25 protein-coding genes are annotated in these 25,229 nt (G+C 66.9%); 10 read left to right on the top strand and 15 right to left on the bottom strand.

Going from position 1 to position 25,229, the window contains the following annotated elements; genetic code table 11:
- Window positions 1–53: 53 nt before the first annotated feature.
- The 7 genes from BM382_RS28420 to BM382_RS28390 form a co-directional block, all read right to left on the bottom strand.
- A complete protein-coding gene (locus tag BM382_RS28420; protein ID WP_072444795.1) occupies window positions 54–842 on the bottom strand; it encodes a helix-turn-helix transcriptional regulator in 789 nt (262 codons plus the stop codon).
- Window positions 843–1,069: 227 nt separating this feature from the next.
- Entirely contained in the window at window positions 1,070–1,483 is a 414-nt protein-coding gene (locus BM382_RS28415; RefSeq protein ID WP_011060452.1) for a VOC family protein, read from the bottom strand.
- A 175-nt stretch (window positions 1,484–1,658) separates the two neighbouring features.
- Window positions 1,659–3,125, bottom strand: a complete 1,467-nt coding sequence (locus BM382_RS28410; RefSeq protein ID WP_026020220.1) for a GDL motif peptide-associated radical SAM/SPASM maturase — start codon at window positions 3,123–3,125, stop codon at window positions 1,659–1,661.
- Between the two features lie 132 nt (window positions 3,126–3,257).
- Entirely contained in the window at window positions 3,258–3,866 is a 609-nt protein-coding gene (locus tag BM382_RS28405; protein WP_072444793.1) for a DUF1842 domain-containing protein, read from the bottom strand.
- A 51-nt stretch (window positions 3,867–3,917) separates the two neighbouring features.
- Window positions 3,918–4,553 carry a DUF1842 domain-containing protein gene (locus BM382_RS28400; RefSeq protein WP_011060455.1) on the bottom strand — a complete coding sequence of 212 codons (636 nt, stop codon included), beginning with the start codon at window positions 4,551–4,553 and terminating at the stop codon, window positions 3,918–3,920.
- A gap of 36 nt (window positions 4,554–4,589) precedes the next feature.
- Window positions 4,590–4,778, bottom strand: coding sequence for a DUF1843 domain-containing protein (locus BM382_RS28395; RefSeq protein WP_072444791.1), 189 nt, complete (start codon window positions 4,776–4,778; stop codon window positions 4,590–4,592).
- Window positions 4,779–5,095: 317 nt separating this feature from the next.
- Entirely contained in the window at window positions 5,096–5,725 is a 630-nt protein-coding gene (locus BM382_RS28390; RefSeq protein WP_011060457.1) for an HAD family hydrolase, read from the bottom strand.
- A gap of 163 nt (window positions 5,726–5,888) precedes the next feature.
- Here BM382_RS28390 and BM382_RS31965 point away from each other — a divergent pair, with 163 nt between their 5' ends.
- Together BM382_RS31965 and BM382_RS28380 are read left to right on the top strand one after the other, a co-directional pair.
- Window positions 5,889–6,095 carry a DUF6021 family protein gene (locus BM382_RS31965; RefSeq protein ID WP_041774576.1) on the top strand — a complete coding sequence of 69 codons (207 nt, stop codon included), beginning with the start codon at window positions 5,889–5,891 and terminating at the stop codon, window positions 6,093–6,095.
- A gap of 95 nt (window positions 6,096–6,190) precedes the next feature.
- Complete coding sequence (locus tag BM382_RS28380) at window positions 6,191–6,376, top strand: DUF2188 domain-containing protein (RefSeq protein WP_011060459.1); 186 nt, start codon at window positions 6,191–6,193, stop codon at window positions 6,374–6,376.
- A gap of 94 nt (window positions 6,377–6,470) precedes the next feature.
- Here the strand turns inward: BM382_RS28380 and BM382_RS28375 are convergent, their stop codons facing one another.
- The 5 genes from BM382_RS28375 to BM382_RS28355 all read right to left on the bottom strand — a co-directional run bounded on the left by BM382_RS28375 (window position 6,471) and on the right by BM382_RS28355 (window position 11,824).
- A complete protein-coding gene (locus BM382_RS28375) occupies window positions 6,471–6,995 on the bottom strand; it encodes a hypothetical protein (protein ID WP_019095111.1) in 525 nt (174 codons plus the stop codon).
- A gap of 50 nt (window positions 6,996–7,045) precedes the next feature.
- On the bottom strand, window positions 7,046–7,648 hold the full coding sequence (locus BM382_RS28370; RefSeq protein WP_072444789.1) for a hypothetical protein: 603 nt from the start codon (window positions 7,646–7,648) through the stop codon (window positions 7,046–7,048).
- A 50-nt stretch (window positions 7,649–7,698) separates the two neighbouring features.
- Window positions 7,699–8,112, bottom strand: coding sequence for an LIC_13387 family protein (locus BM382_RS28365; protein WP_019095109.1), 414 nt, complete (start codon window positions 8,110–8,112; stop codon window positions 7,699–7,701).
- A 120-nt stretch (window positions 8,113–8,232) separates the two neighbouring features.
- A complete protein-coding gene (locus BM382_RS28360; RefSeq protein ID WP_011060461.1) occupies window positions 8,233–10,005 on the bottom strand; it encodes an acyl-CoA dehydrogenase C-terminal domain-containing protein in 1,773 nt (590 codons plus the stop codon).
- Between the two features lie 196 nt (window positions 10,006–10,201).
- Window positions 10,202–11,824 (bottom strand): acyl-CoA synthetase, encoded by a 1,623-nt coding sequence (locus tag BM382_RS28355; RefSeq protein ID WP_015634950.1) that lies wholly within the window; start codon window positions 11,822–11,824, stop codon window positions 10,202–10,204.
- A 310-nt stretch (window positions 11,825–12,134) separates the two neighbouring features.
- Here BM382_RS28355 and BM382_RS28350 point away from each other — a divergent pair, with 310 nt between their 5' ends.
- Window positions 12,135–14,036 carry a PAS domain-containing sensor histidine kinase gene (locus tag BM382_RS28350; RefSeq protein WP_072444787.1) on the top strand — a complete coding sequence of 634 codons (1,902 nt, stop codon included), beginning with the start codon at window positions 12,135–12,137 and terminating at the stop codon, window positions 14,034–14,036.
- The gene (locus BM382_RS28345; RefSeq protein WP_015634952.1) at window positions 14,033–14,668 is read left to right on the top strand and encodes a response regulator transcription factor; all 636 of its coding nucleotides are present in this window, start codon (window positions 14,033–14,035) and stop codon (window positions 14,666–14,668) included. The genes BM382_RS28350 and BM382_RS28345 overlap by 4 nt, the downstream gene beginning before the upstream one ends.
- Window positions 14,669–14,671: 3 nt before the next feature.
- Here the strand turns inward: BM382_RS28345 and BM382_RS28340 are convergent, their stop codons facing one another.
- Window positions 14,672–15,268 carry a TetR/AcrR family transcriptional regulator gene (locus tag BM382_RS28340; protein ID WP_011060465.1) on the bottom strand — a complete coding sequence of 199 codons (597 nt, stop codon included), beginning with the start codon at window positions 15,266–15,268 and terminating at the stop codon, window positions 14,672–14,674.
- Complete coding sequence (locus BM382_RS28335; protein WP_015634954.1) at window positions 15,261–16,112, bottom strand: 3-hydroxybutyryl-CoA dehydrogenase; 852 nt, start codon at window positions 16,110–16,112, stop codon at window positions 15,261–15,263. The genes BM382_RS28340 and BM382_RS28335 overlap by 8 nt, the downstream gene beginning before the upstream one ends.
- A gap of 171 nt (window positions 16,113–16,283) precedes the next feature.
- Between BM382_RS28335 and BM382_RS28330 the strand changes: the two genes are divergently transcribed.
- The gene (locus tag BM382_RS28330) at window positions 16,284–17,300 is read left to right on the top strand and encodes an AraC family transcriptional regulator (RefSeq protein WP_019095105.1); all 1,017 of its coding nucleotides are present in this window, start codon (window positions 16,284–16,286) and stop codon (window positions 17,298–17,300) included.
- Between the two features lie 253 nt (window positions 17,301–17,553).
- On the opposite strand, the gene BM382_RS28325 is transcribed toward BM382_RS28330, so the two are convergent.
- Window positions 17,554–19,422, bottom strand: a complete 1,869-nt coding sequence (locus BM382_RS28325; protein ID WP_019094734.1) for a sigma-54-dependent Fis family transcriptional regulator — start codon at window positions 19,420–19,422, stop codon at window positions 17,554–17,556.
- Between the two features lie 355 nt (window positions 19,423–19,777).
- Between BM382_RS28325 and BM382_RS28320 the strand changes: the two genes are divergently transcribed.
- The 5 genes from BM382_RS28320 (at window position 19,778) to BM382_RS28300 (ending at window position 25,151) form a co-directional block, all read left to right on the top strand.
- Entirely contained in the window at window positions 19,778–20,878 is a 1,101-nt protein-coding gene (locus BM382_RS28320) for an ATP-NAD kinase family protein (protein ID WP_072444852.1), read from the top strand.
- Entirely contained in the window at window positions 20,856–21,833 is a 978-nt protein-coding gene (locus BM382_RS28315) for a thiamine pyrophosphate-dependent dehydrogenase E1 component subunit alpha (protein WP_072444785.1), read from the top strand. Before BM382_RS28320 ends, BM382_RS28315 begins: the two co-directional genes overlap by 23 nt.
- 30 nt (window positions 21,834–21,863) lie before the next feature.
- Window positions 21,864–22,877 carry an alpha-ketoacid dehydrogenase subunit beta gene (locus tag BM382_RS28310; RefSeq protein ID WP_019094731.1) on the top strand — a complete coding sequence of 338 codons (1,014 nt, stop codon included), beginning with the start codon at window positions 21,864–21,866 and terminating at the stop codon, window positions 22,875–22,877.
- Window positions 22,877–23,989, top strand: a complete 1,113-nt coding sequence (locus BM382_RS28305; protein WP_072444783.1) for an acetoin dehydrogenase dihydrolipoyllysine-residue acetyltransferase subunit — start codon at window positions 22,877–22,879, stop codon at window positions 23,987–23,989. The genes BM382_RS28310 and BM382_RS28305 overlap by 1 nt, the downstream gene beginning before the upstream one ends.
- Window positions 23,990–24,077: 88 nt before the next feature.
- Window positions 24,078–25,151: a 2,3-butanediol dehydrogenase gene (locus BM382_RS28300; protein WP_011060473.1), complete on the top strand. Its 1,074-nt coding sequence runs from the start codon at window positions 24,078–24,080 to the stop codon at window positions 25,149–25,151.
- Window positions 25,152–25,229: the final 78 nt, after the last annotated feature.

Here is a 25,229-nt window from a genome sequence, read left to right as displayed (position 1 = left end):
TAGACCGAACCGCCGGCGCTGGGGCCGGCGGGGGTTACAGGGCCAAGGCCGGATCAGGCCGTCGGGGTTTCGCTGCTGTGCGGCGCTTGTTCCTCGGGCGAGTACATCCAGCGCAGCAGCGAGTGCCGGCCACTGATGCCGAGCTTGATGGCGGCGCGCTTCAAGTAGCTTTCGACGGTATTGACCTTGAGCTTGAGCTGCTCGGCCAGCTGCGGCGCGGTGCGCCCGGCCAGCAGCCCGACACAGACCTCCAGCTCGCGGTTGGACAGGCGCAGCCCGGACTGTTCCAGGCGCGCGGCAAAGCGCAGGCGCAGGCTTGCCAGGCCCTCGATGGCGGCACTGTCCTGCTCGGCGGCATCGCCACGGGGCTGCAGGGCGCTGATGTGTTTTTCCACCATGGGCAGCAGCAACGGCGAGATGTCCTCCAGCAGCAGGCGTTCCTGGGGGGAAAAGCTCTGGTCCTGGCTGCTGCGGTACACCGAGAGCACGTAGTGGTAGGAGTCCTTGCGCCCGGTCAGGTGCAGTTGTGCCGGGTCCGCGTGGCCGCGCTGGCGTTGCAGCGACGGGCCCGGGGCCGGTTCGCCGGGTTGTTCGGGAAAGCCGGTGAGCAGCAGCGGGTCATTGCTGGCATGGGCATCGCTGTACAGCGGGTGGCGGGTCTGCATCAGGGTGTTGCCGGTTCTGCCGATGGCCTGTTCCGGGTCGGCCCGCAGTTGGGTGATATGGGTGGCGTCCACAGCCAGCTGGGTGAGTATCAGGTCGTGCAGCATGCGCGGAAAGTTGCGGCTGCCGGTGCTGGCGATGACCTTACCAATGTGTGGAAACAGTATTTGTGAGTTCATCATTTCATCCATGAATGTGAAGGTGTGGAGGGGGGCTGCCTTATAGCAACGAGTTTGGGTCAGGGTTGATTTACCTCCTGTTTGCTCTGGGCGACAAAGGGTCGCCTCGTATCCTAGTACAGGGTTGCGGTGGCTGTTTGATGAAGTGCGCAAAATCTTTCCCGGCGGGCGCAGCGGTGCGGCGCTGCGTTGCACAGCACCGGGGCCGGGCTTGCAGGTGGGCCGGGTTACGGGCGCTTCTCGCAATTGACCATCCATGGCACACCAAAGCGGTCCACCAGCATGCCGAAGCGCTCGGCCCAGAAGGTGGCTTCCAGGGGCATCTGCACGTTGCCCTGTTCGGCCAGGGCGGCGAATACCCGTTCGGCTTCGGCGGCGTTGTCGATGTTCAGCGAGATCGAACAGCCGTGGATGCCCAGGTAGGGCAGCTCAGGGGTGGTGTCCGAGCCCATCAGCACCTGGTCGCCGACGCTCAGGCGGGTGTGCATGATGCGTTCGTGACAGTCGGCAGAGATGTGATCACGGGCCGGGCTTTCACCGAAGGTCATCATCATTTCCAGGGTGCCGTTCAGGCATTGGGCATAGAAGGTGAAGGCGGCCTTGCAGGTGCCGTTGAACACCAGGTAGGGGTTGATTTTCATGCTGTGCTCCGGTCGCAGGTAACGGGCAGGCACGCGGGCCTGTGGACGAACTTCCATAGCAAAGCCGCTATCGGCCCTGCGCGGAGGTTTTTTTATAGATGGTTTTTCCATGCTCGCCCGTGGCGATATAACCGTCGCCGCGCCATTGGGGGCGCGGCGGCGGTGCGGGCGGGGGTTACAGGCGCGGCTGCTCCTGGGGCGTGCCGAGCAACTGGTGCAGGGTGTTGATCAGCGCCTGCTGGCGCAGCCGGTCTTCCTGGTGCCGGGCTTCGGCGGCGGCGACATCGGCGTTGCAGTGCGGGCAGGTGCTTTCATGGGCGTGGATGTACTCCAGGCAACTGCGACACAGGGCCAGGCGCGGCGGGATGCGGCCTTCCTCGGGCGACGCCTGGCCCTGGTTGACCCAGGCCAGCTTGATCACCTGGCCGCTGTCGTTGACGCTCGATACCGCCTCGCCGGTGTCGATGCGTTCGGTGATCAGGTCGAAACGGCCCACCGAGAACGACGCCGGGCCGGCGTCTTCGAGCTTGACGATGCGTTCGCGCAGGCCCTTTTTCGCCAGGTCCAGGGTCCGGTAGTGGCAGTAGGGATTGTTCCCCGGCTTGCCCAGCAGAGAGTGCGAGGTCCAGGTGCAGCCGCCGCGGCAGACATCGTTGTAGTAACAGGTGCGGCAGTAGCCCCACAGGTCGTCCACCGAGCGCAGGCGGCCGAAGTGGATGCCTTCGCTGTAGTGCCAGATGTCGTGCAGGCTCATGCTGCGCACGTTGCCACCGGAGAAACCCACGGTGGCCAGGGACGGGCAGCCCTTGACCGTGCCGTCGGCCTCCAGGGCCAGGACCGTCTGCCCGGCGGCGCAGCCGCTCCAGTGCACGCGGTCGTCGCCGAAGCCGCGCCACATGTGCTCGTAGGGGCCGTAGTAGCCGATGTTGTTGCCCACATTCATCAGCAGCCCGCGCTCGGCGCCTTCGCGGTACAGGCGCGCCAGCAGCGGCATCACCTCCAGCAACTGGTAGGGCTGCAGCAGCAGCTCGGGGTGATCCACCGCATTGCCCATGGCCACGGTCAGCTGGATCTGCCAGTGGCTGGCGCCGGCATCGATGATCAGCTCCATCAGGGCCGGCAGGTCGGGCAGGGTGGCGGCGCCGATCTGCGTGTTGACGCTGACCTTGAGCCCGGCCTGCTTGGCCCGGCGCAGGGTATCCAGGGCCTTGTCGAAGGAGCCGGGGACATTGCGCACCGCGTCATGCAGCGGCGCCAGGCCATCCAGAGAGACGCCGACGCCATTGAGCCCGGCATCCACCGCGGCCTGCATCTTGGCCGGGGTCAGGTTGCGCCCGCCGGTCTGGATCGCCACGTACATGCCGTGGTCGTGGATGGCCTGGATCAGCCGCGTCCAGTCCTTGCGCAGATAGGCTTCGCCACCGATCAGGGTGACTTCCCGGGTGCCCAGGGCGGCGATCGAATCGATTACCGACAGGCATTCCTGGGTATTGAGTTCGCCCGGGCGCCGATGCCCGGCGCGGGAGCCGCAATGCAGGCACTTGAGGTCGCAGGCGAGGGTGATTTCCCAGACCACATGCACCGGGACAAAGCGCTTGAGGTCGGTTTCGCTGAGGTAGCGGGCGGGGAGACGGTCTGACATGAGAGTTCCTTGCGCACCCGGCGGTGCGCGGCACCAACCCATCGAAATAGGCGCGCCTTCCTTGTGTCGCAATGGCGCGGTCGTTTTGTGGCAGCCCCCGGGGCCGCGGCGGGCGGCCCCGGGTGCTGGTGGTCAGCGCTGTTCCAGGCGGCTGATTTCTGCCTTCAACTGCTGCACCGCCTGGGTCAGGTTGTCAGCGTTGGCCAGTTGCTGCTCGCCCTGGGCCACCAGTGCCTTGAGCCGCGCCAGGTCGCCGCTGGCCTGGGCCTGCTGCAGCGCCACGGCATACAGCGGGTGGCGCACTTCGGCGGCCGGGCCGGCCTGGCTGGCGTAGTCCGCTGCCTGCGCCTGCTCCACCGGGGCCGGGCTCACGGCGGCGTGTTGCACCACGTGCCAGTGCCCCTGGAACTGGTACTTGTAGCTGGCGAAACCGCTGGCCCAGTCCAGGCCGAGGATGCCCTGCAGATGGAAGGTCTCGGCGATCTGGCTGGTGGGGCCGCTGGGGTTGCCGGCCAGGCTGAGGATGATGTGCCCCTCGCTGGAGGGGTCGAGCTTGACCTGCGAGTAGTCGCCCCACACGTCGGCATGGAACTGCACCGGTGGCGAGGTGCTCTGGGTCACGCGGGCAACGCCGCTGACGCGTTTCTTCGGGGTATCGACCAGCAGGTCGAGGGTCAGCACCGGCCCACCGATCACGGGGTTGGCGACGATGAGGCGGGTATGGAACAGTCCGATTGTCATGCTGCAACTCCTTATCTTCTTGAAGACATCAGGTTCGATGGACGGCCGGGCTCAGCGCCGCTCCTGCTGGCTGATCTCGGCCTTGGCGGCCACCAGTGCGGTGCGGATCAGCGGCAGCTGTTCCAGTTGCTGGGTGGCGACCTTGTGCAGGCTCTTCATCTGCGCCAGGTCACCGCTGGCGATGGCACCGTGGATCGGCGCCCCGTACAGCGCCGAGATCGGCGGCAGCGGATGGTTGGGCTGGCCGCGGTGCAGAGGGGCCGACAGGGTGCTGGACTGCACGGTTTCCTGCAGGTGGGCGGGCACCTGGTTGACCGTCACCCAGCTGTGGCCGTTGTAGTACTGATAGTTGGCCACGCCTTCCTTCCAGTCGTCGCTGACCACCAGGTGCAGCTTGAAGTTGATCACCGAGTTCGACCCCGGGCCGCCCTGGTTGCCCTGGGCCGTGATGAGGATCTTGCTGGTGCTGGGCGGCATGACGGTGAGGTAGGTGTACTGGCCCCAGACATCGCTGTGCAGGTCCAGGGGCGGGTTGACCGCCTGGGTGATGCTGGAAGTGCCGCGCACACTGTGTTCCGGGGTATAGGCCAGCAGGTTGAGGATCAGGGTGGGTGCGCCGGGTTGCGAGGTGCCGATGCGGTAGCTCAGGGGGAACAGGCCTTCGGCTTGCGAGTAGTTGCCGGACATTTGCTTTGCCTCCATTCAATGACAGGGGAACCGCGATCAGCGGCGTTCCAGGCGGGCGACTTCCTTGGCCAGCTGTTCGTAGGCGTTGTGCAGATCCTTGGGTTCGTTCCTGGCCGGATCGCGCTTGGCCAGCAGGGCTTTCATCTCCGGCAGCTTGCCTTCGCTGATGGCCGACTGGATGGCGACTCCGAAGGGGGAGATCACATGTTGGGATGCATTGCTCATGGCGTTTGCCTTCCGTGGGTGTGGATGGGGTGCTGCGCTACTCGGCAGCTTTTGCAGTTAAGCAGCGCGGGTGGAATTGGCAGGGTAATGGCACATTGATTTTGTGGGTTTCCGACCGGTGGATTCACGGTCGGTAAAGGGTTGATTTTGGAGACATTCCAAAGGGCGATATGCAGGCGGGAGGTGATTGCGGATGGCGATAGGAGGGGGTGAGAAAGGGGGGCGAGCGTAGGCGCCGGCTGCCGGCGAAGAGGCCCGCGACAGCCATGCATCGCCCTGGCCGGCGCCTTCGCTGGCAAGCCAGCCCCTACGGGGTGTCAGTGCGCTCGGACCACCCCCAACTCCTCCAGCCGGCGCCGGGTCTCAGCCGCCGTCACATGATGAATCGCATGCCACCCCAGCGCCGTTGCGGCGACGATATTGGGCGCATGGTCGTCAATGAACACCAGTTCCTCGGGAGCCACCCCCGGCAAATGCGCACGAATGCGCCCCAGGGTCGTGTGATAGATCTCGGCATCCGGCTTGATCTGGCGCTCTTGCCCCGACACGACGATGTCGCGAAAGCGCTGCAGAAACGGGTAATTGTCCCAGGCATAGGGAAAGGTTTCCCGGGACCAGTTGGTCAGCCCGAACAGGGGCACCTGCGCCTGGTGCAGTTCTTCCAGCAGGGCTACGCCCTGATCCAGTGGCCCCTTGAGCATCTCCGGCCAGCGCCCGTAATAGGCCTCGATCAAGGGGGCATGGTCGGGGTGCTCGGCCACCAGGCTGCGGGTCGCCTCGGCCAGGCTGCGGCCGGCGTCCTGCCGGGTATTCCAGGCCTGGGTGCAGATGGTGTCGAGGAACCACTGGCGGCGCTCATCGTCGGGGATCAGCTGGCGGTACAGGTGGTGCGGGCTCCAGTCGAACAGCACGCCACCAAAATCGAAAACCACGGCACGAATCGTCATGAACACGTCCTTTTGAGCGGTTATGGGCCAGGCGCCATCCTGCGACGCCCGGCAGCACAATGCAATTTGCCGCTGGCCGCTGGTCCGCTCGCCGGCACCCTGGCCACGAATCGTGATCCAACCCCTGTATCCGGCCTTTTCCAGGCTGGCACAGGAGCTGCCCATGACTGCCAAGAACCCCACGGGGCCGCGCTCGTCCGAGCATGCCTCGAATCATCATGACCCGGGTTTCGACCCCGATTCGCCAGACCTGGCCGACCCCCAGGTAGACCCGGTAGGCCCGGCCAGGGCACCCCTGGACCGCCCTGAACCCGAGCACCGGCGCAATCGCTCGCGGGCCTACGATCCCCTGGCCAACCTGAAGAAGTGACCCGGCGCGCCGACATGCGGCAGTCGCCGGGCGGTGTGGCGGGTGTAAGGTAAAACGCCCAAGCCCCAGGCTCGCCGAGGAAAAAGGAGGTGTCCATGAGCACGCCGCTGCTGAACAAACTGCAGATTAACGGCTATCAGGTCTTGAGCGTCAACCACGGGCCCTGGAAGGTCTGCACGCCGGGTGACCGGCTTGCTACCTTCGGCACCCGGGAAGAGGCCATGGCCTTTGCCGCCGCCCTGCCGGCGCGCAGGCAACGACCGGCCGCCACCGGTGGCTAGCGCCCAGGCAGGAAAAAAGCCCCGACCGGTTCGGGGCTTTTTTATGCCTGGCCGGGGGCATGGCCGGACGGGGCGAGGGCGCAGCGGGGCGCAATTACGGCTGCATGAAACTCAGCAGCGGGAGGATGAAGGCTGCTGCCAGGGCCAGTGCCCACAGGGTCTGCAGAAACAGCTCATCGGCGTTGTCGGCGGCGGGCCGCGGGGCGAGGCGGCGGCGCCAGTAGAAGTACAGGCCGCTGACCACGAACACACAGGTGATGCCCATCATGTACTCCAGCTCCCACTTCTGGGGGCTGATGGCCAGGCTGCCGTCCTGGTCATCCGGGTAGTCGAGCCGCCACCAGGCGCCCAGCAGCAGCGGCACCAGTCCGGCCAGGAGCCAGGCCAGGCGCGCGCCGGGCATCCGGGTCAGCAGGGTCACGGCCAGGCCGATCAGGCACAGCACCCAGACAAAGAGGTACAGCTGAAAGCCCATGGCCCCACCGAACAGCGTGCTGCTGACATCCCGCGGCTGCATCATCTGCACGTCGCACAGCAGCATCAGCGACAAGGGCGCGGCAACGACGATCCAGCACAGAGGGCGGTAGAGCCACAACCACAGGGTAAACAGGCGAGACATGGGCACACTCATCGAGGTTTGGTGAAGCAAGAAAGAGGCGGGGTTGGCGGTCAGTCGACAATGACCCGGGTGCCAGGGCCCAGGCACAGGCTCAACTGTTCGCCGGCCCGGTTGAAGGCGCAGTACGGCAGGGGCGCCTTGCTGGCATTGACCAAGGGGGGGATGAAGAAGCCCCCCAGCAACACCGCCCATGCAATCCGCAACGACAGCTCACGGAGGGTGGCGGGGGCTCTCGGCTTGAGCCGCTGCTGGTGCATCAGGTAGATGCCGCTGTAGACCAGGGCGAAACCGAAGACCATCACATAGTCCAGCTCCCGGGCCTGGATGCTGAAGATCAGGTTGCCGTCGAAATCATCCGGGTAGTTGATCCGCCACCACAGGCCCAGCAGCAACTGCACCAGCCCACCGATGATCCAGGCCAGGCGGGCGCCGGGCACCCGGGTCAGCACGGCCAGGCCCAGGCCGATGACGCTGAAGGCCCAGCCGCCCAGGTACAGCATGAAACCCATGGAGCCGCCGAACAGCGTGCCGCCGACTTCCCGGGGGACGATCAGGTGCAGGTTGCAACGGATCATGGTGGCCAATTGTGCGGCCACGGCGATCCAGCACAGGAGGTAGTAGAGCCGGGACCAGAGGGTGTGCAGGGGCGACATGCAGAGACTCGAAAAAAACAGGGCCGATGAGAGTGTGTGGTGGGCTGGGTTCAAACCAACAGCAAACCGCAGGCAAGCGCGAACAGCACCAGGGCGATGCTGATGCCCGCCAGGGGAATGCGAAACCAGTAACGAATCGCCAGCACCCACAGGCTGGCGAGAAACCCCAGGCCGATCAGCAGCAAGCCACGGGCCTCCAGCAGCAGGGCCGGGTGCAGCCAGGCGAGGTAGCCATAGACCAGGCCGAACAGCATGGCGCCCAGGCTGTGGCTGGCGTTGAAGCCGACCCAGGCCCGCCACAGGCTGGTCTGGCGGGTGATCATCGGCGACACCTGGCGCATGCGTTCGGCCAGGGCCGGGTCACGGGGCTGGAATTTGTCGGTGGCGAAGGTGTAGATCAGGTGCAGGGTGCCGAGCAGCAGCACGATGGCTGAGCTGGCGATGATCAGGGCGGGGGCCAACACGTTTCTTCCTTGGGCGGTGCTCGGGTGCGCGGAGTATGCCGGGCCGCCCGGGGTTTTGCACCTGCGGGCGCGGCTTTTTTACCGGCACGGGGCAGGGCGCCGGGCGCCCTGCCCAGGGGCTCAGAAGTGCTCGGCGTCGAGGCCGAACAAGGAGGCGCTGCCGGCGCGGATGCTCTGCTCCAGGCTGAGGATGCGCGGCAGCATGCGGCTGAAGTAGAAGCGCGCGGTGGCCAGCTTGGCACCGTAGAAACCGTCGTCCTCGGAACGCTTGTGCTCGGCCACCTGGGCCATGCGCGCCCACAGGTAGGCGTAGGCCACGTAGCCGAACAGCTGCAGGTATTCGACGCAGGCGCTGCCCACCGCGTGGGGGTTCTGCGCCGCCTGTTCACGCAGCCAGTCGCTGAGGTCTTCCAGGCGCTGCACCGCATCCAGCAGCTCGGCGGCGTAGGCGGCGCCGGGCAGGTAGGCGTAGTCGCGGATCTCGCCGGTGAACAGGCGCAGGGCCACGCCGCCGTTGCCCACCACCTTGCGCCCCAACAGGTCCAGGGCCTGGATGCCGTTGGTGCCTTCGTAGATCTGGGCAATGCGTACATCCCGCACCAGTTGCTCCTGGCCCCATTCGCGGATGTAGCCGTGGCCGCCGAAGATCTGCTGGCCCAGCACGCAACTGTCCAGGCCGGTGTCGGTGAAGAACGCCTTGGCCACCGGGGTCAGCAGCGCCACCAGGGCCTCGGCGTTGTGCCGCTCATGGGGCTGGTCGGCGAACTTGGCCAGGTCCAGCTGCTGGCCGACGTAGCTGGCGAAGGCGCGGCCGCCTTCGGTCATGGCCTTCATGGTCAGCAGCATGCGCCGCACATCGGGGTGGACGATGATCGGGTCGGCGATCTTGTCCTTGGCCACCGGGCCGGCCGGGGAGCGGCTCTGGATGCGCTCGCGGGCGTAGGTTCGGGCGTTCTGGTAGGAGTTCTCGGCGCAGCCGATACCCTGGATGCCGATGGACAGGCGCTCGTAGTTCATCATGGTGAACATCGCCGCCAGGCCCTTGTTGGCCTCGCCGATCAGCCAGCCGCTGGCGCCGTCGAAGTTCAGCACGCAGGTGGCCGAGGCCTTGATGCCCATCTTGTGCTCGATGGAACCGCAGCTCACCGCGTTGGCCGCGCCGAGATTGCCGTTGGCGTCCACATGGATCTTCGGCACCAGGAACAGCGAGATGCCCTTGGGCCCGGCCGGGGCGTCCGGCAACTTGGCCAGCACCAGGTGGATGATGTTCTCGGTCAGGTCCTGCTCGCCGCCGGTGATGAAGATCTTGCTGCCGCTGATGCGGTAACTGCCGTTGGCCTGGGGCTCGGCGCGGGTGCGGATGATCCCCAGGTCGGTGCCGGCGTGGGCCTCGGTGAGGCACATGGAGCCGGCCCAGCGGCCTTCGTACATCGGCGGCAGGTACAGCTGTTTCAGCGCTTCGCTGGCGTGGGCGTCGATGGCCAGGCAGGCCCCGGAACTCAGGGCCGAGTACAGGGCGAAACTGGAATTGGCGGCGTAGAGCATTTCCTCGAACTGCACCGCGAGCATCTTCGGCATGCCCATGCCGCCGTAGGCCGGGTTGCCGCTCAGGCCGACCCAGCCGCCCTGGATATAGGTGCTGTAGGCCTCCTTGAAACCGGCCGGGGTGCGCACCTGCCCGGCGTGCCAGCTGGCGCCTTCCTCGTCGCCGCTGCGGTTGAGCGGGGCGATCAGGTTGCCGGTGACCTTGGCCGCTTCTTCGAGAATGGCGTCGGCGGTGTCGCCGTCCACGGTATCGGCCAGGGCCGGCAGGCGCGCCCAGAGCTTGGGTGCGTTGAACACTTCATGCAGGACAAAGCGCATGTCGCGCAGCGGAGCGTTGAATTCGGGCATTGCAGGAACCTCGGGCAAAAGTGGGGGCCGAGCGGCCGTGGCCGCATGAATCGACAACGAAAACCCCGCCACCATGTAGGAGCCGGCTTGCCGGCGAAGAGGCCCGCAAGCCATGCATCGCCCTGGCCGACGCCTTCGCTGGCAAGCGAAGCGCCGCCCGGCCAGCTCCTACAAGGGCTGGGTAGGTGTATTCAGGCTAGAGGTTTTTCGCCATGTCGCGCAGGACGAACTTCTGGATCTTGCCGGTGGAGGTCTTGGGCAACGGGCTGAAGACCACGGTACGCGGCACCTTGAAGCCTGCCAGGTGCTCGCGACAGAAGGCGATGATCTCGGCTTCGCGCACGTCCTGATGATCGGCCTTGAGGGTGATGAAGGCACAGGGCGTCTCACCCCACTTTTCATCGGGCCGGGCCACCACCGCCGCTTCCAGCACTGCCGGGTGGCGATAGAGCACGCCTTCCAGTTCGATGGTGGAAATGTTCTCGCCGCCGGAAATGATGATGTCCTTGAGCCGGTCGCGGATCTCCACGTAGCCGTCCGGGTGGGTTACCCCCAGGTCGCCGGTGTGGAACCAGCCGCCCTCGAAGGCTTCGGCGGTGGCCGTGGGGTTCTTCAGGTAGCCCTTCATCACGGTGTTGCCGCGCATGAAGATCTCGCCGATGGTCTGGCCGTCCCGGGGCGTGGGTTCGAGGGTTTTCGGGTCGGCCACCATCACCCCTTCCAGGGTCGGGTAGCGCACGCCCTGGCGCGACTTGATCTGCGCCCGCTGTTCCAGGGGCAGTTCATCCCAGGCGGCGTGCCAGGCGCACAGGGTCACCGGGCCATAGACCTCGGTCAGGCCGTAGACGTGGGTCACCTTGATGCCCATTTCCTCCACTGCGCCGATCACCTTGGCCGGCGGCGCGGCCCCGGCCACCATGGCGTTGACCGGGTGGTCGATGGCCGCCTTGGCGGTGTCGGGCATGTTCACCAGGGCATTGAGCACGATGGGCGCGCCGCACAGGTGCGTGACCTGATGCTCGCGGATCAGGTCGAGGATCTTCTGCGGGTCGACCCGGCGCAAAAACACGTGCACCCCGGCCAGGGCGGTGACGGTCCAGGGGTAGCACCAGCCGTTGCAGTGGAACATCGGCAGGGTCCACAGGTACACCGGGTGGTTGCCCATGGCCCAGGTCATCTGGTTGCCCAGGGCGTTGAGGTAGGCGCCGCGGTGGTGGTAGACCACGCCCTTGGGGTTGCCGGTGGTGCCCGAGGTGTAGTTCAGGGCGATGGCCTGCCACTCGTCATCGGGCCACTGCCAGGCAAACTCGGGATCGCCCTCGGCCAGGAACGCTTCGTAGTCCAGCTCGCTGACCGGCTGGCCCTCGCCGTACTCCGGGTCGTCGAGGTCGATCACCAGGGGCGGGTGATCGAGCATGGCCACGGCGGCGTGGATCACCTCATGGAACTCGCGGTCGGCGATCAGCACCTTGGCTTCGCCGTGGGCCAGCATGAAGGCGATGGCCTCGGCGTCCAGGCGCACATTGAGGGCATTGAGCACGGCGCCGATCATCGGCACGCCGAAGTGTGCTTCGAGCATTGCCGGGATGTTGGGCAGCATCACCGCCACCGTGTCGTTCTTGCCGATGCCGCGCCCGGCCAGGGCCGAGGCCAGGCGCCGGCAGCGGCTGTAGGTCTGGGCCCAGGTGCGACGGATCGAACCGTGGATCACCGCCGGGTAATCGGGGTAAACCGCAGCGGTACGCTCGATGAAGCTCAAGGGGGAGAGGGCGATATGGTTGACGGCAGTCGGCGCCAGGCCTTGCTCGTAGATGGACATGGTTCGGGTACCCGGTGGCTGATTATTAGCTCTATTGGCCGAGGCTTGGGTGGCGCGTGCTGTGTACCTGGGGGCACTGACTGTAGGCGCCGGCTTGCCGGCGAAAGCGATCCCACGGGCCTCTTCGCTGGCAAGCCAGCTCCTACGTTCGGCGTTGCTTACAGGTACGCAGCACACCCAGCGAAAGCTCGGTGACTTATCCGGGGTCTTTTATATACTGTTTGTCGATTGATATGGAAGTACTACCTGAGTTGTATAGTAGTTGTACTATAAAAAGAATCTACCCTTCCGGCCGCGAGACTGATCGACCATGCCCGACTCTACCCACCTGCGTCACTGGCTGCGCCTGCAGCGTGAAGGCCAGTTGCCGGACTCGCCCTGGCTCGGCCACGACCCGCAACCCAGCCTGCTGCTGGACGCCCAGGCGCAGCCGCTGGACCTCAACCCGGCACTGCGCCAATGGCTGGACGGTGCGGCCACTGGCGATCTCGCGGCCCTGCTGCCGGTCAACCACCCGGCCCTGGTGCTGGCCTGCCTGGAGCAGCAGCGCGCCATCGAGCAGGTGGAAGCCCAGTGGGGGGAGCGCATCCTGCTCTGGAGCTTTATCCCCGATCCGCATCGCCAGCGGGTACTGGCGCGCTGCCAGGAAGCCACGGCCCAGGTCCGGGCCGAGCGCGAGTCGGCCAAGGCCCGGCGCCTGTACCGCCTGATCACCGAAAACACCACTGACCTGATTTCCCGGCACACCCCGGACGGCAGCTTCCTCGACGCCTCACCGGCCTCCTGGACCCTGCTCGGCTACTGGCCCGAGCAACTGCGCGGGCGCCTGGCCCGCAGCCTGTTCCACAGCCAGGACCTGGCCGGGCTGATGCAGCGCACCCGCGATGCCCTGGAGCAGGACGGCTACCACACCATGACCTATCGCATCCGCCATCGCGACGGCCACTACCTGTGGTTCGAAACCGCCTGCCGCGGCATTCGCGACACCTACACCGGCACCGTGGTGGAAGTGGTGGCGGTGTCCCGGGACATCACCGCCCGGGTCCAGGCCGAAGAGAACAAGCGGCGCCTGGCGGAAGTGGTAGAGGCCAACCCCGACCCGGTGCTGTTCATCCAGCCCGGCGGCGCGGTCACCTATCTCAACCCGGCGGCGCGGCGCACCCTGGGGCTCGGCGACGGGCAGGCAATGCCGCCACTGGCGGCCATCCTCAGCGCTGCGGTACTCGACAGCCTGCAACGCGAAGGCTGGGACCGCGCTGAACACAGCGGCCGCTGGAGCATCGAGGCGCGCCTGCAACCGCCGGCCGGCGGCGCCTCGGTGCCGGTCTCGCTGATGCTCCTGGCCCACCGCGCGGCCAGTGGCGAGCGTTTCTATTCCCTGGTGGCCCACGACCAGAGCGAGCGCGAACTGCGCGAAGCCCAGCAGCGCCATCACCAGGACGAACTGGCCCACACCGCGCGCCTGGTGACCCTGGGCGAACTGGCCTCGGGCATCGCCCACGAGATCAACCAGCCGCTGGCCGCAGTGGTCAACTACGCCAATGCCAGCCAGCGCTACTTGCAGGCCCTGGGCACCCAGCCCGAGGCCGCCCGCAAGGTGGCCCAGGGCCTGGAACGGATTGCCGAGCAGGCGACCCACGCCGCCGAAGTGATCAAGCGCCTGCGGGCCTTTTTGCGCAAGGGCGGGCGCCGGGTGCAGGCCCTGGACATCGCCGAAGTGGCCCGGGAAACCGTGCGCCTGTGTGCCTGGGAATCCCAGGCCAGCCAGGTGACGATCGACTTGCAGCTGGCGGATAATCTGCCGCCGGTGTACGCCGACCGGGTGCTGCTGGAGCAGGTACTGCTGAACCTGCTGCGCAACGCCATCGAGGCCAACCGCGAAGTGCATGGGCAGCAGGGCTCGCACATTGTGCTGGCCGCCGAGGCGACGGCCGAAGGCGGGGTGCAGATCAGCGTCAGCGACCAGGGCCCCGGTGTCTGCGCCGAGCAACTGCCGCAGCTGTTCACCCCGTTCTACACCAGCAAGGCCAATGGCCTGGGGCTCGGGCTGTCCATGAGCCGCAGCATCGTCGAGGGCTTTGGCGGCGACTTGCAGGCCCAGCCCCAGGCCGTCGGCCTGCGCATGTGCTGCCGGCTGCCGGCCAGTGCCCCGGCCGACCCCTCGGCAACGTCCCAGGCAACTTCCCCCGCAACGACAGGAGCAAGGCAATGACGAGTGTGGCGCAGCAACTGGTGTATGTGGTCGACGACGACCCGGGCATGCTCGACTCCACCGTCTGGCTCCTGGAGTCGGTGGGGCTCAAGGCGCTGCCCTTCACCAGTGGCCGCGAGTTTCTCGAACACTGCGACCCGAGCCTGAACGCCTGCGTGCTGCTGGATGTGCGCATGCCCGGCATGGGCGGGCTGAACGTCCAGGAAGAGCTGCGCCAGCGCGATATCCGCCTGCCGCTGATCTTTGTCAGCGGCCACGCCGACGTGCCCATCGTGGTCCGCGCGTTCAAGGCCGGGGCGGTGGATTTCATTGAAAAGCCCTACAACGAACAGCTGTTGCTGGACAGCGTGCAGCAGGCCCTGAGCCGCGCCGACCGCCATCAGAACCAGAGTGCCGGGCAGGCCCGGGTGCAACGGTTGCTGGAAAGCCTGACGCCACGGGAGAAAGACGTGTTGCTGCCGCTGGTGCAGGGCTACACCAACCGGGAAATTGCCGAGCAACTGGGGGTCAGCATCAAGACCATCGACCTGTATCGCTCACGGGTGATGAAACGCATGCAGGCCGAACACCTGCCGGAATTGGTGGGCATGGCTATTGCCGCCGGGCTGGTAGACCCGCTGCACCTGCGCTGAGGCTCAGGCCACCGCGCTGCGCACGGGCACGCCGCCCAGCAGCCGCTCGATGGCGCCGCTCAGCAGGTTTTCCAACAGGGCTTCGCGTTCACGCTCGGCCAGGGGTTGTTCGCTGAACCAGCTGGGGGCGCTGTTGAGCAGGTTGGCCAAAGCATGGGCCGCGGCGCGCTGCGCCTGTGGGCCAAGGCCGGTCGGGGTGCCCAGCAACTGCACCAGCTGTTGTTCGTAGCGCTCGCGCAATTGCCCGACCCGCAGTTGCTGGTCGGGATTGAGGCAGCCGCTGTCGCGCTCCACCAGGCGGAAATGCCGCGGCAATTCCCGGTGCAGCTTCAGGTGGGCGCGGATCAGCGCCGGCAGGCAGTCGCCCTGCAACTTGCGCCGTTGCAGGCGCTTGAGGGTGCTGTGCAGCTCATCGAAGAACTCCTCGATCAGGTCCAGCAACAGGTGCTGCTTGCTCGGGTAATGGTGGTACAGCGAGCCCGGGGTCAGCCCCAGATGGCTCGCCAGCTCACGCATGCCGACCTGGCCGAAGCCCTTGCTGGCGAACAGCTCCAGGGCCTTGTCGCGGCTTTCGGCAAAGCGTGAGCAACGCTCAGCCATAGTGATGGAAACCCCGACCGGTCTTGCGCCCCAGGTAGCCGGCGGCAACCATTTCCTTGAGCAGCGGCGCGGGGCGGTACTTGCTGTCGTTGAAGCCGTCGTAGAAGGCTTCAAGGATCGCCAGCAGGGTGTCCAGGCCGATCAGGTCGGCCAGGGCCAGCGGGCCGATCGGCTGGTTGCAGCCCAGGCGCATGCCGGCGTCGATGTCCTCGGCGCTGGCCAGGCCTTCCTGGAACACCAGGATCGCCTCGTTGATCATCGGCACCAGGATGCGGTTGACCACAAAACCCGGGCGGTTGCCGGCGGTGATCGCGGTCTTGCCCAGGCGCTGGGCCATATTCATGGCCAGGGCGTGGGTCGCGTCGCTGGTCTGCAGGCCACGGATCACCTCGATCAGGCCCATCACCGGCACCGGGTTGAAGAAGTGCAGGCCGATGAACCGCTCGGGCGCGCTGACGCTGGCGGCCAGTTGGGTGATCGACAGCGACGAGGTGTTGGAGGCGATCACGCACTCGGCGCTGACCTGGGCGGCGATCTGCTGCAGCACCTTGAGCTTGAGGTCGAGGTTCTCGGTGGCGGCTTCGATCACCAGTTGCGCATCCTTGAGCACGCCGTAGTCGGTGCTGATGCGGATCCGGCCCAGGGCGGCGAGCTTGTCGTCTTCGCCGAGGGTGCCCTTGCTCACCTGGCGGTCGAGGTTCTTGCCGATGGTGGCCAGGGCCTTTTCCAGGGCGCCCTGGGCGATGTCCAGCAGGGTCACGTCAAAGCCCGCCTGGGCGCAGACCTGGGCGATGCCGTTGCCCATGGTGCCGGCGCCGATCACCCCGATATTCGCAAGATTCATCTTCAGCTCTTCCTTTGTTCATTGCCTTCGCGGAGCATGGCGCGGTTGCCTTGCACAGCGCGTTATCCAGCGCGAGTCTAGAGCCCGGCGCGGTGGCCGGCCTATGCCGAAAGCGGTCAAGCGTGCTGGCGTTTTTTGCCATAGGTCCAGCTACGGGAGCACAGCCTCTACATGCGTGAATCGGATTCGGTCGCGGTCTACTTTGTCCGGGTGATGACCCACGCCCTGCGCCAGCAGCCGGCGCGGCTGGCGGCCGTGCTGCGCGAGGCCGGCATCGACCCGGCGTTGCTCGACCAGCCCCGGGCACGGGTGCCCGGCAGTGCCTTTGCCGCGCTGTGGCTGATCCAGATCCGCGAGTTGCAGGACGAATTCTTCCAGCTCGACTCCCGCGGCATGCCGCCGGGGGCCTTTGCCCTGATCTGCCGCGGGCTGATCCAGGAGCCCAACCTGGAAAAGGCCCTGCGCCAGTGCCTGAACAACTTCGGCCTGTTCCTGCGGGACGTCCGCGCCAGCCTCAGCCTGCGGGGCAAGCGTGCGGTGATCAGCCTCGACAGCCGCTGCGCCGACCCGCTGCGCAGCCACTACGCCGAGGAAACCCTGCTGGTGCTGGTTATCAGCCTGTTGTGCTGGCTCGGCGGGCGACGGATTCCCATCGACCGCGCCGATTTTCGTCATTCACGCCTGAGCCTCAGCGACGATGCGCTGCTGTGGGGCAGCAACCTGAGCTGGAACGCCGGGCGCACCGAGATCGAATTCGCCAGCCGCTTCCTGCGCCTGCCGGTGGTCCAGGACCTGGCCTCGCTCAAGGTGTTCCTGCGCAGCGCACCGCAGTGGCTGGTGATCCGCTTTCGCAACCAGCACGGGCTGACCACCCAGGTGCACCAGCGCCTGCGGGGCAGCCACTACAGCCAGTGGCCGACCCTGGAAGCCTTCGCCCGCGAAGTGCAGATGAGCGCCAGCACCCTGCGCCGGCGCCTGGAGCGCGAAGGCGGCTCGTACCAGGAAATCAAGGACGAAGTGCGCCGCGGCGTCGCCGTCGAGCTGCTACGGCGCACCTCCGTCAGCATCAGCGAGATCGCCGAACTCACCGGCTTCCAGGAGCCCAGCGCCTTCCACCGCGCGTTCAAGAAATGGACCGGCGAAAGCCCTGGGCGCTACCGCGCCCGTTTCCAGCCAGCCCCCGCCTGATTCCACGACATCCCGGCTTCTACGGATTTCGTCCCGTCACGCAGTCCGTTGTAGGAGCTGGCTTGCCAGCGAAGGCGCCCGCAAGATCACCGCCCCATCCGAGGGCCTGTTCGCCGGCAAGCCGGCTCCTACGGATTTCGTCCCATCACGCAGTCCCTTGTAGGAGCTGGCTTGCCAGCGAAGGCGCCCGCAAGATCACCGCCTGATCCGAGGGCCTGCTCGCCGGCAAGCCGGCGCCTACGGTCGGTGTGGGTTAGGCCGGGCTGCGGCCGGGCATCTGGATGCCGTGCTGCTGCACGCGGCGGTACAGGGTGGCGCGGGAAATGCCCAGGGCCTTGGCCGCCGCCACGGGTTTCCAGCGGTGGCGCACCAGGGCGTCCAGCAGGGCCTGGCGCTCGGGGCTGGTGGCGGTTTCCAGGGCGGGCAGGGCGCCTTCGGCCTCGGCGCCGCGCAGTTGCTCGGGCAAATCATGCAGTTGGATCAGCGGCCCTTCGCACACCGCGCAGGCGTAGCGCAGCACATGGCGCAATTGCCGCACGTTGCCCGGCCAGCGGTAGCCCAGCAGGCATTCCAGTGCCGCATTGCCCAGTTGCACCGGCGCACCGCAGCGCTTGGATTCCTCTTCGACAATCCGGGTGATCAGCGCCAGCCGGTCGCTGCGCTCGCGCAGCGGTGGCAGCTGAAAACGCGCGCCGCCGAGGCGGAAATATAGGTCCTCGCGAAAGCTGCCTTCGGCCACCAGCGCTTCCAGGTCGCGGTGGGTGGCGCAGATCACCTGGATATCCACCGCCTTGCGTTGCGCGGCCCCCAGGGGCGCCACTTCACCCTCGGCCAGCACCCGCAGCAGGCGGGTCTGCAAGGCCAGGGGCATGTCGCCGATCTCATCGAGGAACAGGGTGCCGCCATCGGCCTGTTGCAGCAGGCCCTGCATGCCCTTGTTCGAAGCGCCGGTAAAGGCCCCGGCGACGTAGCCGAACAGTTCGCTTTCGATCAGGTTCTCGGGAATCGCCGCGCAGTTCACCGCGACAAAGGGCCGGTCCCGACGCTGGCTGGCCTGGTGCAGCTGGCGGGCGAAGACTTCCTTGCCGGAACCGGTCTCGCCCTGGATCAGCACCGGCAGGTGGCGGTCCTTGACCCGCACCGCCAGGCGCAGGCTCTGTTCCACCCGCGGGTCCAGCGGTTCTCCGGCCAGGCTCAGGCGCGGGCGCTGTGCCGGGCGCCTTGGCGCTTGCAGGCGGCCGTGGAGGTTATCGGAAAGGGGGCACAGGGCTTCGTCGCGGGCGCGCTGCAACAGCTGCGGGTCGAACACCTGGGCGATGTGCTGCGGCAAGCGGCCATAGCGCCGCAGCAGGTAATGGCGCGCCGCCGGGTTGAGCGCGCGCAGGCAACCGTCGTCGTCCCAGGCCAGCAGGTAATCCGGCTGGCTGTCGACATAGCCGGGGCTGGCATGGGCCCGCAGCACCCAGTAGCCCTGGGCGCTGTTCATGAAGAATGCCTGTTCGATCTCCCGCGCGCTCTGCACCACCATCTGCCGGATCAGGTGCTGGGAGCGACGGTCATCCGGGGAGCGCACCGCCGACACGTCCAGCACCCCCAGCAACTCGCCCTGGGGGTCGAACACCGGGGCGGCGGAACAGGTCAGGCCGATGAACGCGGCGCGAAAGTGGTCGCGCTTGTGCACGGTGATCGGCGTGCGCGCGGTGAGCACCGCCGCCACGCCGCAGGTGCCTTCTTCACCCTCCGACCAGCAGGTGCCCAGGTACAGCCCGGCCTTGCGGCAGTCGTTGCGCAGGGTGGACTCCACCCGGTAGTCGATGGTCTGGCCTTGGGCGTCGGTGAGCAGCACGCAGTAGTCGGCGTCGCGCACCCGGCCATGCAGGCGGGCCACTTCTTCGCTGGCGATGCGCAGGAACAGCTCGGAACGCTCGCGGCATTCCTTGAGCACGTTTTCGGACAGGATGCGCGGCCCCTGCAGCGAGCCGGGGTCCAGTTGGTGCTGCTCCATGGAGCGGCGCCAGGAATCGAGGATCAGGCTCGGCACCGGCGCCTGGGGCAGGTGATCGGCGTTTTTCAGGACCCGGCTGACGCAGTCCACATGGGCTTTTGAATGTGCGGAAAGCATGAAGGCCTCCGGTTGCAGCTTCTTATCGTTGTGGGCGCATTAAGCGCCGATCCGCGGCTCCCGACAAGCACCGGGCGGCGCCGTGGGGGCGCTGAGACGCAACGTCTCAGGGTCTCGCCAAGGCCCCGTGCAGCCTGACATGCAACGTCTCAGGCGCAGGGCTTCCCGACACCTGCGGGCGAGTGCAACAGCCGCTCTGCCACGGGCCTTTGCAGCGGTTTTTCCATAACTGGCACCGGCCTTGCTCTGGCTCTTGGCAACCAGCCCTTGGCAACCCGCGCCGACTGGCCCATCGAAGAATAAGAACGAGGTGCCCGATGTTTTCTCCTGCCTGTGCTCCGCCCGCGGTGAGCCCATGAGCCGCCGCCCCCTCACTGTCGGCATCATCGCCAACCCGGCTTCGGGCCGTGATGTGCGCCGCCTCACCGCCAACGCCGGCCTGTTCTCCAGTACCGACAAGGTCTCGGTGATCCAGCGCCTGCTGGCGGCCTTCGGCGCCACCGGCATCGAGCAGGTGCTGATGCCCACCGACATGACCGGCATCGCCGCCGCGGTGCAGAAGAACAGCCGCAGCCGCCAGGCCCGGGAGCAGCACTGGCCGGCCCTGGAGTTTCTCGACCTGACCCTGCGCCAGAGCGTCGAAGACACCCGCCAGGCCGCACGCTGGATGGCCGAGCGCGGGGTGTCGCTGATCGCCGTGCTCGGTGGCGATGGCACCCACAAGGCGGTGGCTGCCGAGGTCGGCGACATTCCGCTGCTGACCCTGTCCACCGGCACCAACAACGCCTTTCCGGAACTGCGCGAAGCCACCAGCGCCGGGCTGGCCGGCGGGCTCTACGCCAGCGGCCGGGTGCCCGCCGAGATCGCCCTGCGGCGCAACAAGCGCCTGCTGGTGCGCGAGCCGTCCCGGGGCCTATGCGAAGTGGCCCTGGTGGATGTGGCGGTGTCGCCCCTGGCCTTTGTCGGTGCCCGGGCCATCAGCCGCGCCAGCGATCTGGCCCAGGTATTCGTGACCTTCGCCGAACCGCAGTCCATCGGCATTTCCGCGCTCTGCGGGCTGTGGCTGCCGGTCACCCGCCAGGAACCCCACGGCGCCTGGATGCGCCTGGACCCGCAATCCCCCGAGGCGCTGCTGGTGCCCCTGGCCCCCGGCCTGCTGCAGGGCTGCGGGGTGCTGGAGGCCGGCTACCTGCAACCCGATGTGCCCCAGCCCCTGTGCCTGAACGCCGGCACCCTGGCCCTGGATGGCGAGCGCGAGATCGAATTCAACCCCCACGACCGGCCCACGGTCACCCTGGATGCCGGCGGCCCGCTGAGCATCGACGTCAACGCGGTCCTGGAACACGCGGCGCGCCAGCGCCTGCTGGCCATCGACCGCGATCACCGGCAACACCCCGTGAACCTTCAGTCCGAAGACACCCTGGAGAATAAAAATGTCGACATCCCTGACCACTGACCAGTTGCTCCACGCCTACCGGGTGATGCGCACCATCCGCGCATTCGAAGAACGCCTGCACGTGGAATTCGCCACCGGCGAGATCCCCGGTTTCGTCCACCTCTACGCCGGGGAAGAAGCCTCGGCCGCCGGGGTCATGGCCCACCTGCGCGACGACGACTGCATCGCCTCCAACCACCGCGGCCACGGCCATTGCATCGCCAAGGGCGTGGACGTCTACGGGATGATGGCGGAGATCTACGGCAAGAAGACCGGGGTCTGCCAGGGCAAGGGCGGCTCCATGCACATCGCCGATTTCGAGAAGGGCATGCTCGGCGCCAACGGCATCGTCGGTGCCGGCGCGCCGCTGGTGGTGGGCGCGGCCCTGGCCGCCCGGCTGCAAGGCACCGACGGCGTGTCGGTGGTGTTCTTCGGCGACGGCGGCTCCAACGAAGGCGCGGTGTTCGAGGCCATGAACATGGCCTCGGTGTGGAACCTGCCGTGCCTGTTCATCGCCGAGAACAACGGCTACGCCGAAGCCACGGCCTCCAACTGGTCGGTGGCGTGCGACCACATCGCCGACCGCGCCGCCGGTTTCGGCATGCCCGGAGTGACGGTGGACGGTTTTGATTTCTTCGCCGTGCACGAAGCTGCCGGCGCCGCCGTGGAGCGGGCCCGGGCCGGGGAGGGGCCGTCGCTGATCGAGGTCAAGCTGACCCGCTACTACGGCCACTTCGAGGGCGACGCCCAGACCTACCGCGCCCCCGACGAGGTCAAGCATTACCGCGAGCACAACGACTGCCTGATGCAGTTCCGCGAGCGCACCACCCGTTCGGGCCTGGTGCAGGCCAGCCAGCTGGACCAGATCGATGCCGACGTGGAAGCGCTGATCGAAGACGCGGTGCGCAAGGCCAAGTCCGACCCCAAGCCGAGCCCCGCCGACCTGCTCAGCGACGTCTACGTCGCTTATCCATAACGCCCCACAGAACAACAAGAGACCACCATCATGGCGAGAAAAATCAGTTACCAGCAGGCCATCAACGAAGCCCTGGCCCAGGAAATGCGGCGCGACCCCAGCGTGTTCATCATGGGTGAAGACGTGGCGGGCGGCGCCGGCGCCCCCGGCGACAACGACGCCTGGGGCGGCGTGCTCGGGGTGACCAAGGGCCTCTACCATCAATTCCCCGGGCGGGTGCTGGACACCCCGCTGTCGGAGATCGGCTACGTCGGCGCCGCGGTCGGCGCCGCCACCCGTGGCGTGCGCCCGGTGTGCGAGCTGATGTTCGTCGACTTCGCCGGCTGCTGCCTGGACCAGATCCTCAATCAGGCGGCGAAGTTTCGCTACATGTTCGGCGGCAAGGCCCAGACCCCGCTGGTGATCCGCACCATGGTCGGCGCCGGCCTGCGCGCCGCGGCCCAGCACTCGCAAATGCTGACCTCGCTGTGGACCCACATCCCCGGGCTGAAAGTGGTCTGCCCCTCGTCGCCCTACGACGCCAAGGGCCTGCTGATCCAGGCCATCCGCGATAACGACCCGGTGATCTTCTGCGAGCACAAGCTGCTCTACAGCCTGCAGGGCGAAGTGCCGGAGGAGTCCTACGCGATTCCCTTCGGCGAGGCCAACTTCCTGCGCGACGGCAAGGACGTGACCCTGGTGTCCTACGGGCGCACGGTGAACACCGCCCTGGATGCGGCCCGCAGCTTGGCCGGGCGCGGCGTCGACTGCGAGGTGATCGACCTGCGCACCACCAGCCCGCTGGATGAAGACAGCATCCTGGAAAGCGTGGAGAAGACCGGGCGCCTGGTGGTGATCGACGAAGCCAACCCACGCTGCTCCATGGCCACCGACATCTCGGCCCTGGTGGCGCAGAAAGCCTTCGCCTCCCTCAAGGCGCCGATTGAAATGGTCACCGCGCCCCACACCCCAGTGCCGTTCTCCGACGCCCTGGAAGACCTGTACATCCCCGACGCGGCGAAGATCGAGAAAGCCGTGCTCACTGTGATCGAGTGGAGCCGCTGATGAGCCAGATCCATACCCTGACCATGCCCAAGTGGGGCCTGTCGATGACCGAGGGCCGGGTCGATGCCTGGCTCAAGGAAGAAGGCCAGAGCATCAGCAAGGGCGATGAAGTGCTGGACGTGGAGACCGACAAGATCTCCAGCAGCGTCGAGGCGCCGTTCTCCGGCATCCTGCGTCGGCAGATCGCCCGCCAGGACGAGACCCTGGCGGTGGGCGCGCTGCTGGGCATCGTGGTCGATGGCGAGGCCAGTGACGCCGAGATCGACGCGGTGATCGAGCAGTTCCAGGCCAGCTTCGTGCCCGGCGACAGCGCCGATGAAGATAGCGGCCCGGCGCCGCAGAAGGTCGAACTGGGCGGCCGCCTGATCCGCTATTTCGAGCGCGGTGAAGGCGGTACGCCGCTGCTGCTGGTGCACGGCTTTGGCGGCGACCTCAACAACTGGCTGTTCAACCACGAAGCCCTGGCCGCCGGGCGCCGGGTGATCGCCCTCGACCTGCCGGGCCATGGTGAGTCGGCCAAGGCCCTGCAACGGGGCGACCTGGACGAGTTGAGCCAGGTGCTGCTGGCGCTGCTGGATCACCTGGAGATTCCCGTGGCCCATCTGGTGGGCCACTCCATGGGCGGCGCGGTGTCCCTCAACACCGCGCGGCTGGCGCCGGACTGCGTGCGCACCCTGACCCTGATCGGCAGCGCCGGGCTGGGCCGCGAGATCAACGGCGACTACCTGCAAGGTTTTGTCGAGGCCAGCAACCGCAATGCGCTCAAGCCGCAGCTGGTGCAGCTGTTCTCCAACGCCGAGCTGGTGAACCGGCAGATGCTCGACGACATGCTCAAGTACAAGCGCCTGGAAGGGGTGCAGGCGGCCCTCGGGCAGTTGGCCGGCAACCTGTTCGCCGACGGCCGCCAGCAGGCCGACCTGCGCCCGGTGGTGCAGGACGGCCCGCAGCCGGTGCTGGTGATCTGGGGCAGCGACGACCGGATCATTCCGGTGAGCCACAGCGCCGATCTCAAGGCGCAGATCGAGGTGCTGCCGGGGCAGGGGCACATGCTGCAGATGGAAGCGGCGGAGCAGGTCAACCGCCTGATCCTCGACTTTATCCAGCAGCACTGAGGTGTTCTGCGGCGGCCAGGGGGCCGTCGCAGCTCTACAAGAATAAGGAGAAGCCAAGATGAGTGTTTCCCTCAAGCCTGTTCCCAGCATGCGTGCCGCGGTCTGGCACGGCCGCCACGATATCCGCGTCGAAGACGTACCGCTGCCCGACGCGCCGCCTGCCGGCTGGGTGCAGATCCGCGTCGATTGGTGCGGCATCTGCGGCTCCGACCTGCACGAATACGTGGCCGGGCCGGTGTTCATTCCGGTGGACGCACCGCACCCGCTGACCGGGATCAAGGGCCAGTGCATCCTCGGCCACGAGTTCTGCGGCGAAATCGTCGCCCTGGGCGAAGGGGTCCAGGGTTTCAGCGTTGGCCAGCCGGTGGCCGCCGACGCCTGCCAGCACTGCGGCACCTGCTACTACTGCACCCACGGCCTGTACAACATCTGCGAAAACCTGGCCTTTACCGGGCTGATGAACAACGGCGCCTTCGCCGAATTGGTCAACGTGCCGGCCAACCTGCTGTACGCCTTGCCGGCCAACTTTCCCGCCGAGGCCGGAGCGCTGATCGAGCCGCTGGCGGTGGGCATGCACGCGGTGAAAAAAGCCGGCAGTTTGTTGGGGCAGAACGTGGTGGTGGTCGGCGCCGGCACCATCGGCCTGTGCACCATCATGTGCGCCAAGGCCGCCGGCGCGGCCCAGGTGATCGCCCTGGAAATGTCCGGCGCGCGCAAGGCCAAGGCCCTGGAGGTGGGCGCGACCCACGTGCTCGACCCCAAGGAGTGCGATGCCCTGGCCGAGGTCAAGCGCCTGACCGGCGGGCTGGGGGCCGATGTCAGCTTTGAGTGCATAGGCAACAAGCACACCGCCAAGCTGGCCATCGACCTGATCCGCAAGGCCGGCAAGTGCGTGCTGGTGGGGATATTCGAAGAGCCCAGCGAGTTCAACTTCTTCGAGCTGGTGGCCACCGAGAAAACGGTGCTGGGGGCCCTGGCCTACAACGGTGAGTTCGCCGATGTGATCGCCTTTATCGCCGATGGCCGGCTGGATATTTCGCCCCTGGTGACCGGGCGCATCCAGCTGGAAGAGATTGTCGGCCAGGGCTTCGAGGAACTGGTCAACAACAAGGAGCACAACGTCAAGATCATCGTGTCCCCCGGTCAGTTGCGACGCTCGTAAACGAGCGATTTGGCGATGGCCGGCCGCGGCCATCGCACTTTTTTACAGTTTTGCGTTCTATCACCTGGCCTGGCCGCG

This window comes from Pseudomonas sp. NFPP25 (assembly GCF_900116505.1).
Taxonomy (GTDB): Bacteria; Pseudomonadota; Gammaproteobacteria; order Pseudomonadales; family Pseudomonadaceae; genus Aquipseudomonas; species Aquipseudomonas protegens.
The sequence above is the reverse complement of the archived record's forward strand: the minus strand, read 5'-3'. Positions and strand labels throughout refer to the sequence as shown.

Excerpts from the sequence above, each read along its gene's own strand:
- BM382_RS28300 (WP_011060473.1), top strand. The coding sequence starts at position 24,078 with ATGCGTGCCGCGGTCTGGCACGGCCGCCACGATATCCGCGTCGAAGAC.
- BM382_RS28325 (WP_019094734.1), bottom strand. The coding sequence starts at position 19,422 with ATGCTTTCCGCACATTCAAAAGCCCATGTGGACTGCGTCAGCCGGGTC.
- BM382_RS28345 (WP_015634952.1), top strand. The coding sequence starts at position 14,033 with ATGACGAGTGTGGCGCAGCAACTGGTGTATGTGGTCGACGACGACCCG.
- BM382_RS28305 (WP_072444783.1), top strand. The coding sequence starts at position 22,877 with ATGAGCCAGATCCATACCCTGACCATGCCCAAGTGGGGCCTGTCGATG.
- BM382_RS28310 (WP_019094731.1), top strand. The coding sequence starts at position 21,864 with ATGGCGAGAAAAATCAGTTACCAGCAGGCCATCAACGAAGCCCTGGCC.
- BM382_RS28370 (WP_072444789.1), bottom strand. The coding sequence starts at position 7,648 with ATGTCGCCCCTGCACACCCTCTGGTCCCGGCTCTACTACCTCCTGTGC.
- BM382_RS28330 (WP_019095105.1), top strand. The coding sequence starts at position 16,284 with ATGCGTGAATCGGATTCGGTCGCGGTCTACTTTGTCCGGGTGATGACC.
- BM382_RS28360 (WP_011060461.1), bottom strand. The coding sequence starts at position 10,005 with ATGCCCGAATTCAACGCTCCGCTGCGCGACATGCGCTTTGTCCTGCAT.
- BM382_RS28350 (WP_072444787.1), top strand. The coding sequence starts at position 12,135 with ATGCCCGACTCTACCCACCTGCGTCACTGGCTGCGCCTGCAGCGTGAA.
- BM382_RS28415 (WP_011060452.1), bottom strand. The coding sequence starts at position 1,483 with ATGAAAATCAACCCCTACCTGGTGTTCAACGGCACCTGCAAGGCCGCC.
- BM382_RS28410 (WP_026020220.1), bottom strand. The coding sequence starts at position 3,125 with ATGTCAGACCGTCTCCCCGCCCGCTACCTCAGCGAAACCGACCTCAAG.
- BM382_RS28375 (WP_019095111.1), bottom strand. The coding sequence starts at position 6,995 with ATGTCTCGCCTGTTTACCCTGTGGTTGTGGCTCTACCGCCCTCTGTGC.
- BM382_RS31965 (WP_041774576.1), top strand. The coding sequence starts at position 5,889 with ATGACTGCCAAGAACCCCACGGGGCCGCGCTCGTCCGAGCATGCCTCG.
- BM382_RS28390 (WP_011060457.1), bottom strand. The coding sequence starts at position 5,725 with ATGACGATTCGTGCCGTGGTTTTCGATTTTGGTGGCGTGCTGTTCGAC.
- BM382_RS28380 (WP_011060459.1), top strand. The coding sequence starts at position 6,191 with ATGAGCACGCCGCTGCTGAACAAACTGCAGATTAACGGCTATCAGGTC.
- BM382_RS28315 (WP_072444785.1), top strand. The coding sequence starts at position 20,856 with ATGTCGACATCCCTGACCACTGACCAGTTGCTCCACGCCTACCGGGTG.
- BM382_RS28400 (WP_011060455.1), bottom strand. The coding sequence starts at position 4,553 with ATGTCCGGCAACTACTCGCAAGCCGAAGGCCTGTTCCCCCTGAGCTAC.
- BM382_RS28320 (WP_072444852.1), top strand. The coding sequence starts at position 19,778 with ATGAGCCGCCGCCCCCTCACTGTCGGCATCATCGCCAACCCGGCTTCG.
- BM382_RS28340 (WP_011060465.1), bottom strand. The coding sequence starts at position 15,268 with ATGGCTGAGCGTTGCTCACGCTTTGCCGAAAGCCGCGACAAGGCCCTG.
- BM382_RS28420 (WP_072444795.1), bottom strand. The coding sequence starts at position 842 with ATGAACTCACAAATACTGTTTCCACACATTGGTAAGGTCATCGCCAGC.
- BM382_RS28335 (WP_015634954.1), bottom strand. The coding sequence starts at position 16,112 with ATGAATCTTGCGAATATCGGGGTGATCGGCGCCGGCACCATGGGCAAC.
- BM382_RS28405 (WP_072444793.1), bottom strand. The coding sequence starts at position 3,866 with ATGACAATCGGACTGTTCCATACCCGCCTCATCGTCGCCAACCCCGTG.
- BM382_RS28395 (WP_072444791.1), bottom strand. The coding sequence starts at position 4,778 with ATGAGCAATGCATCCCAACATGTGATCTCCCCCTTCGGAGTCGCCATC.
- BM382_RS28355 (WP_015634950.1), bottom strand. The coding sequence starts at position 11,824 with ATGTCCATCTACGAGCAAGGCCTGGCGCCGACTGCCGTCAACCATATC.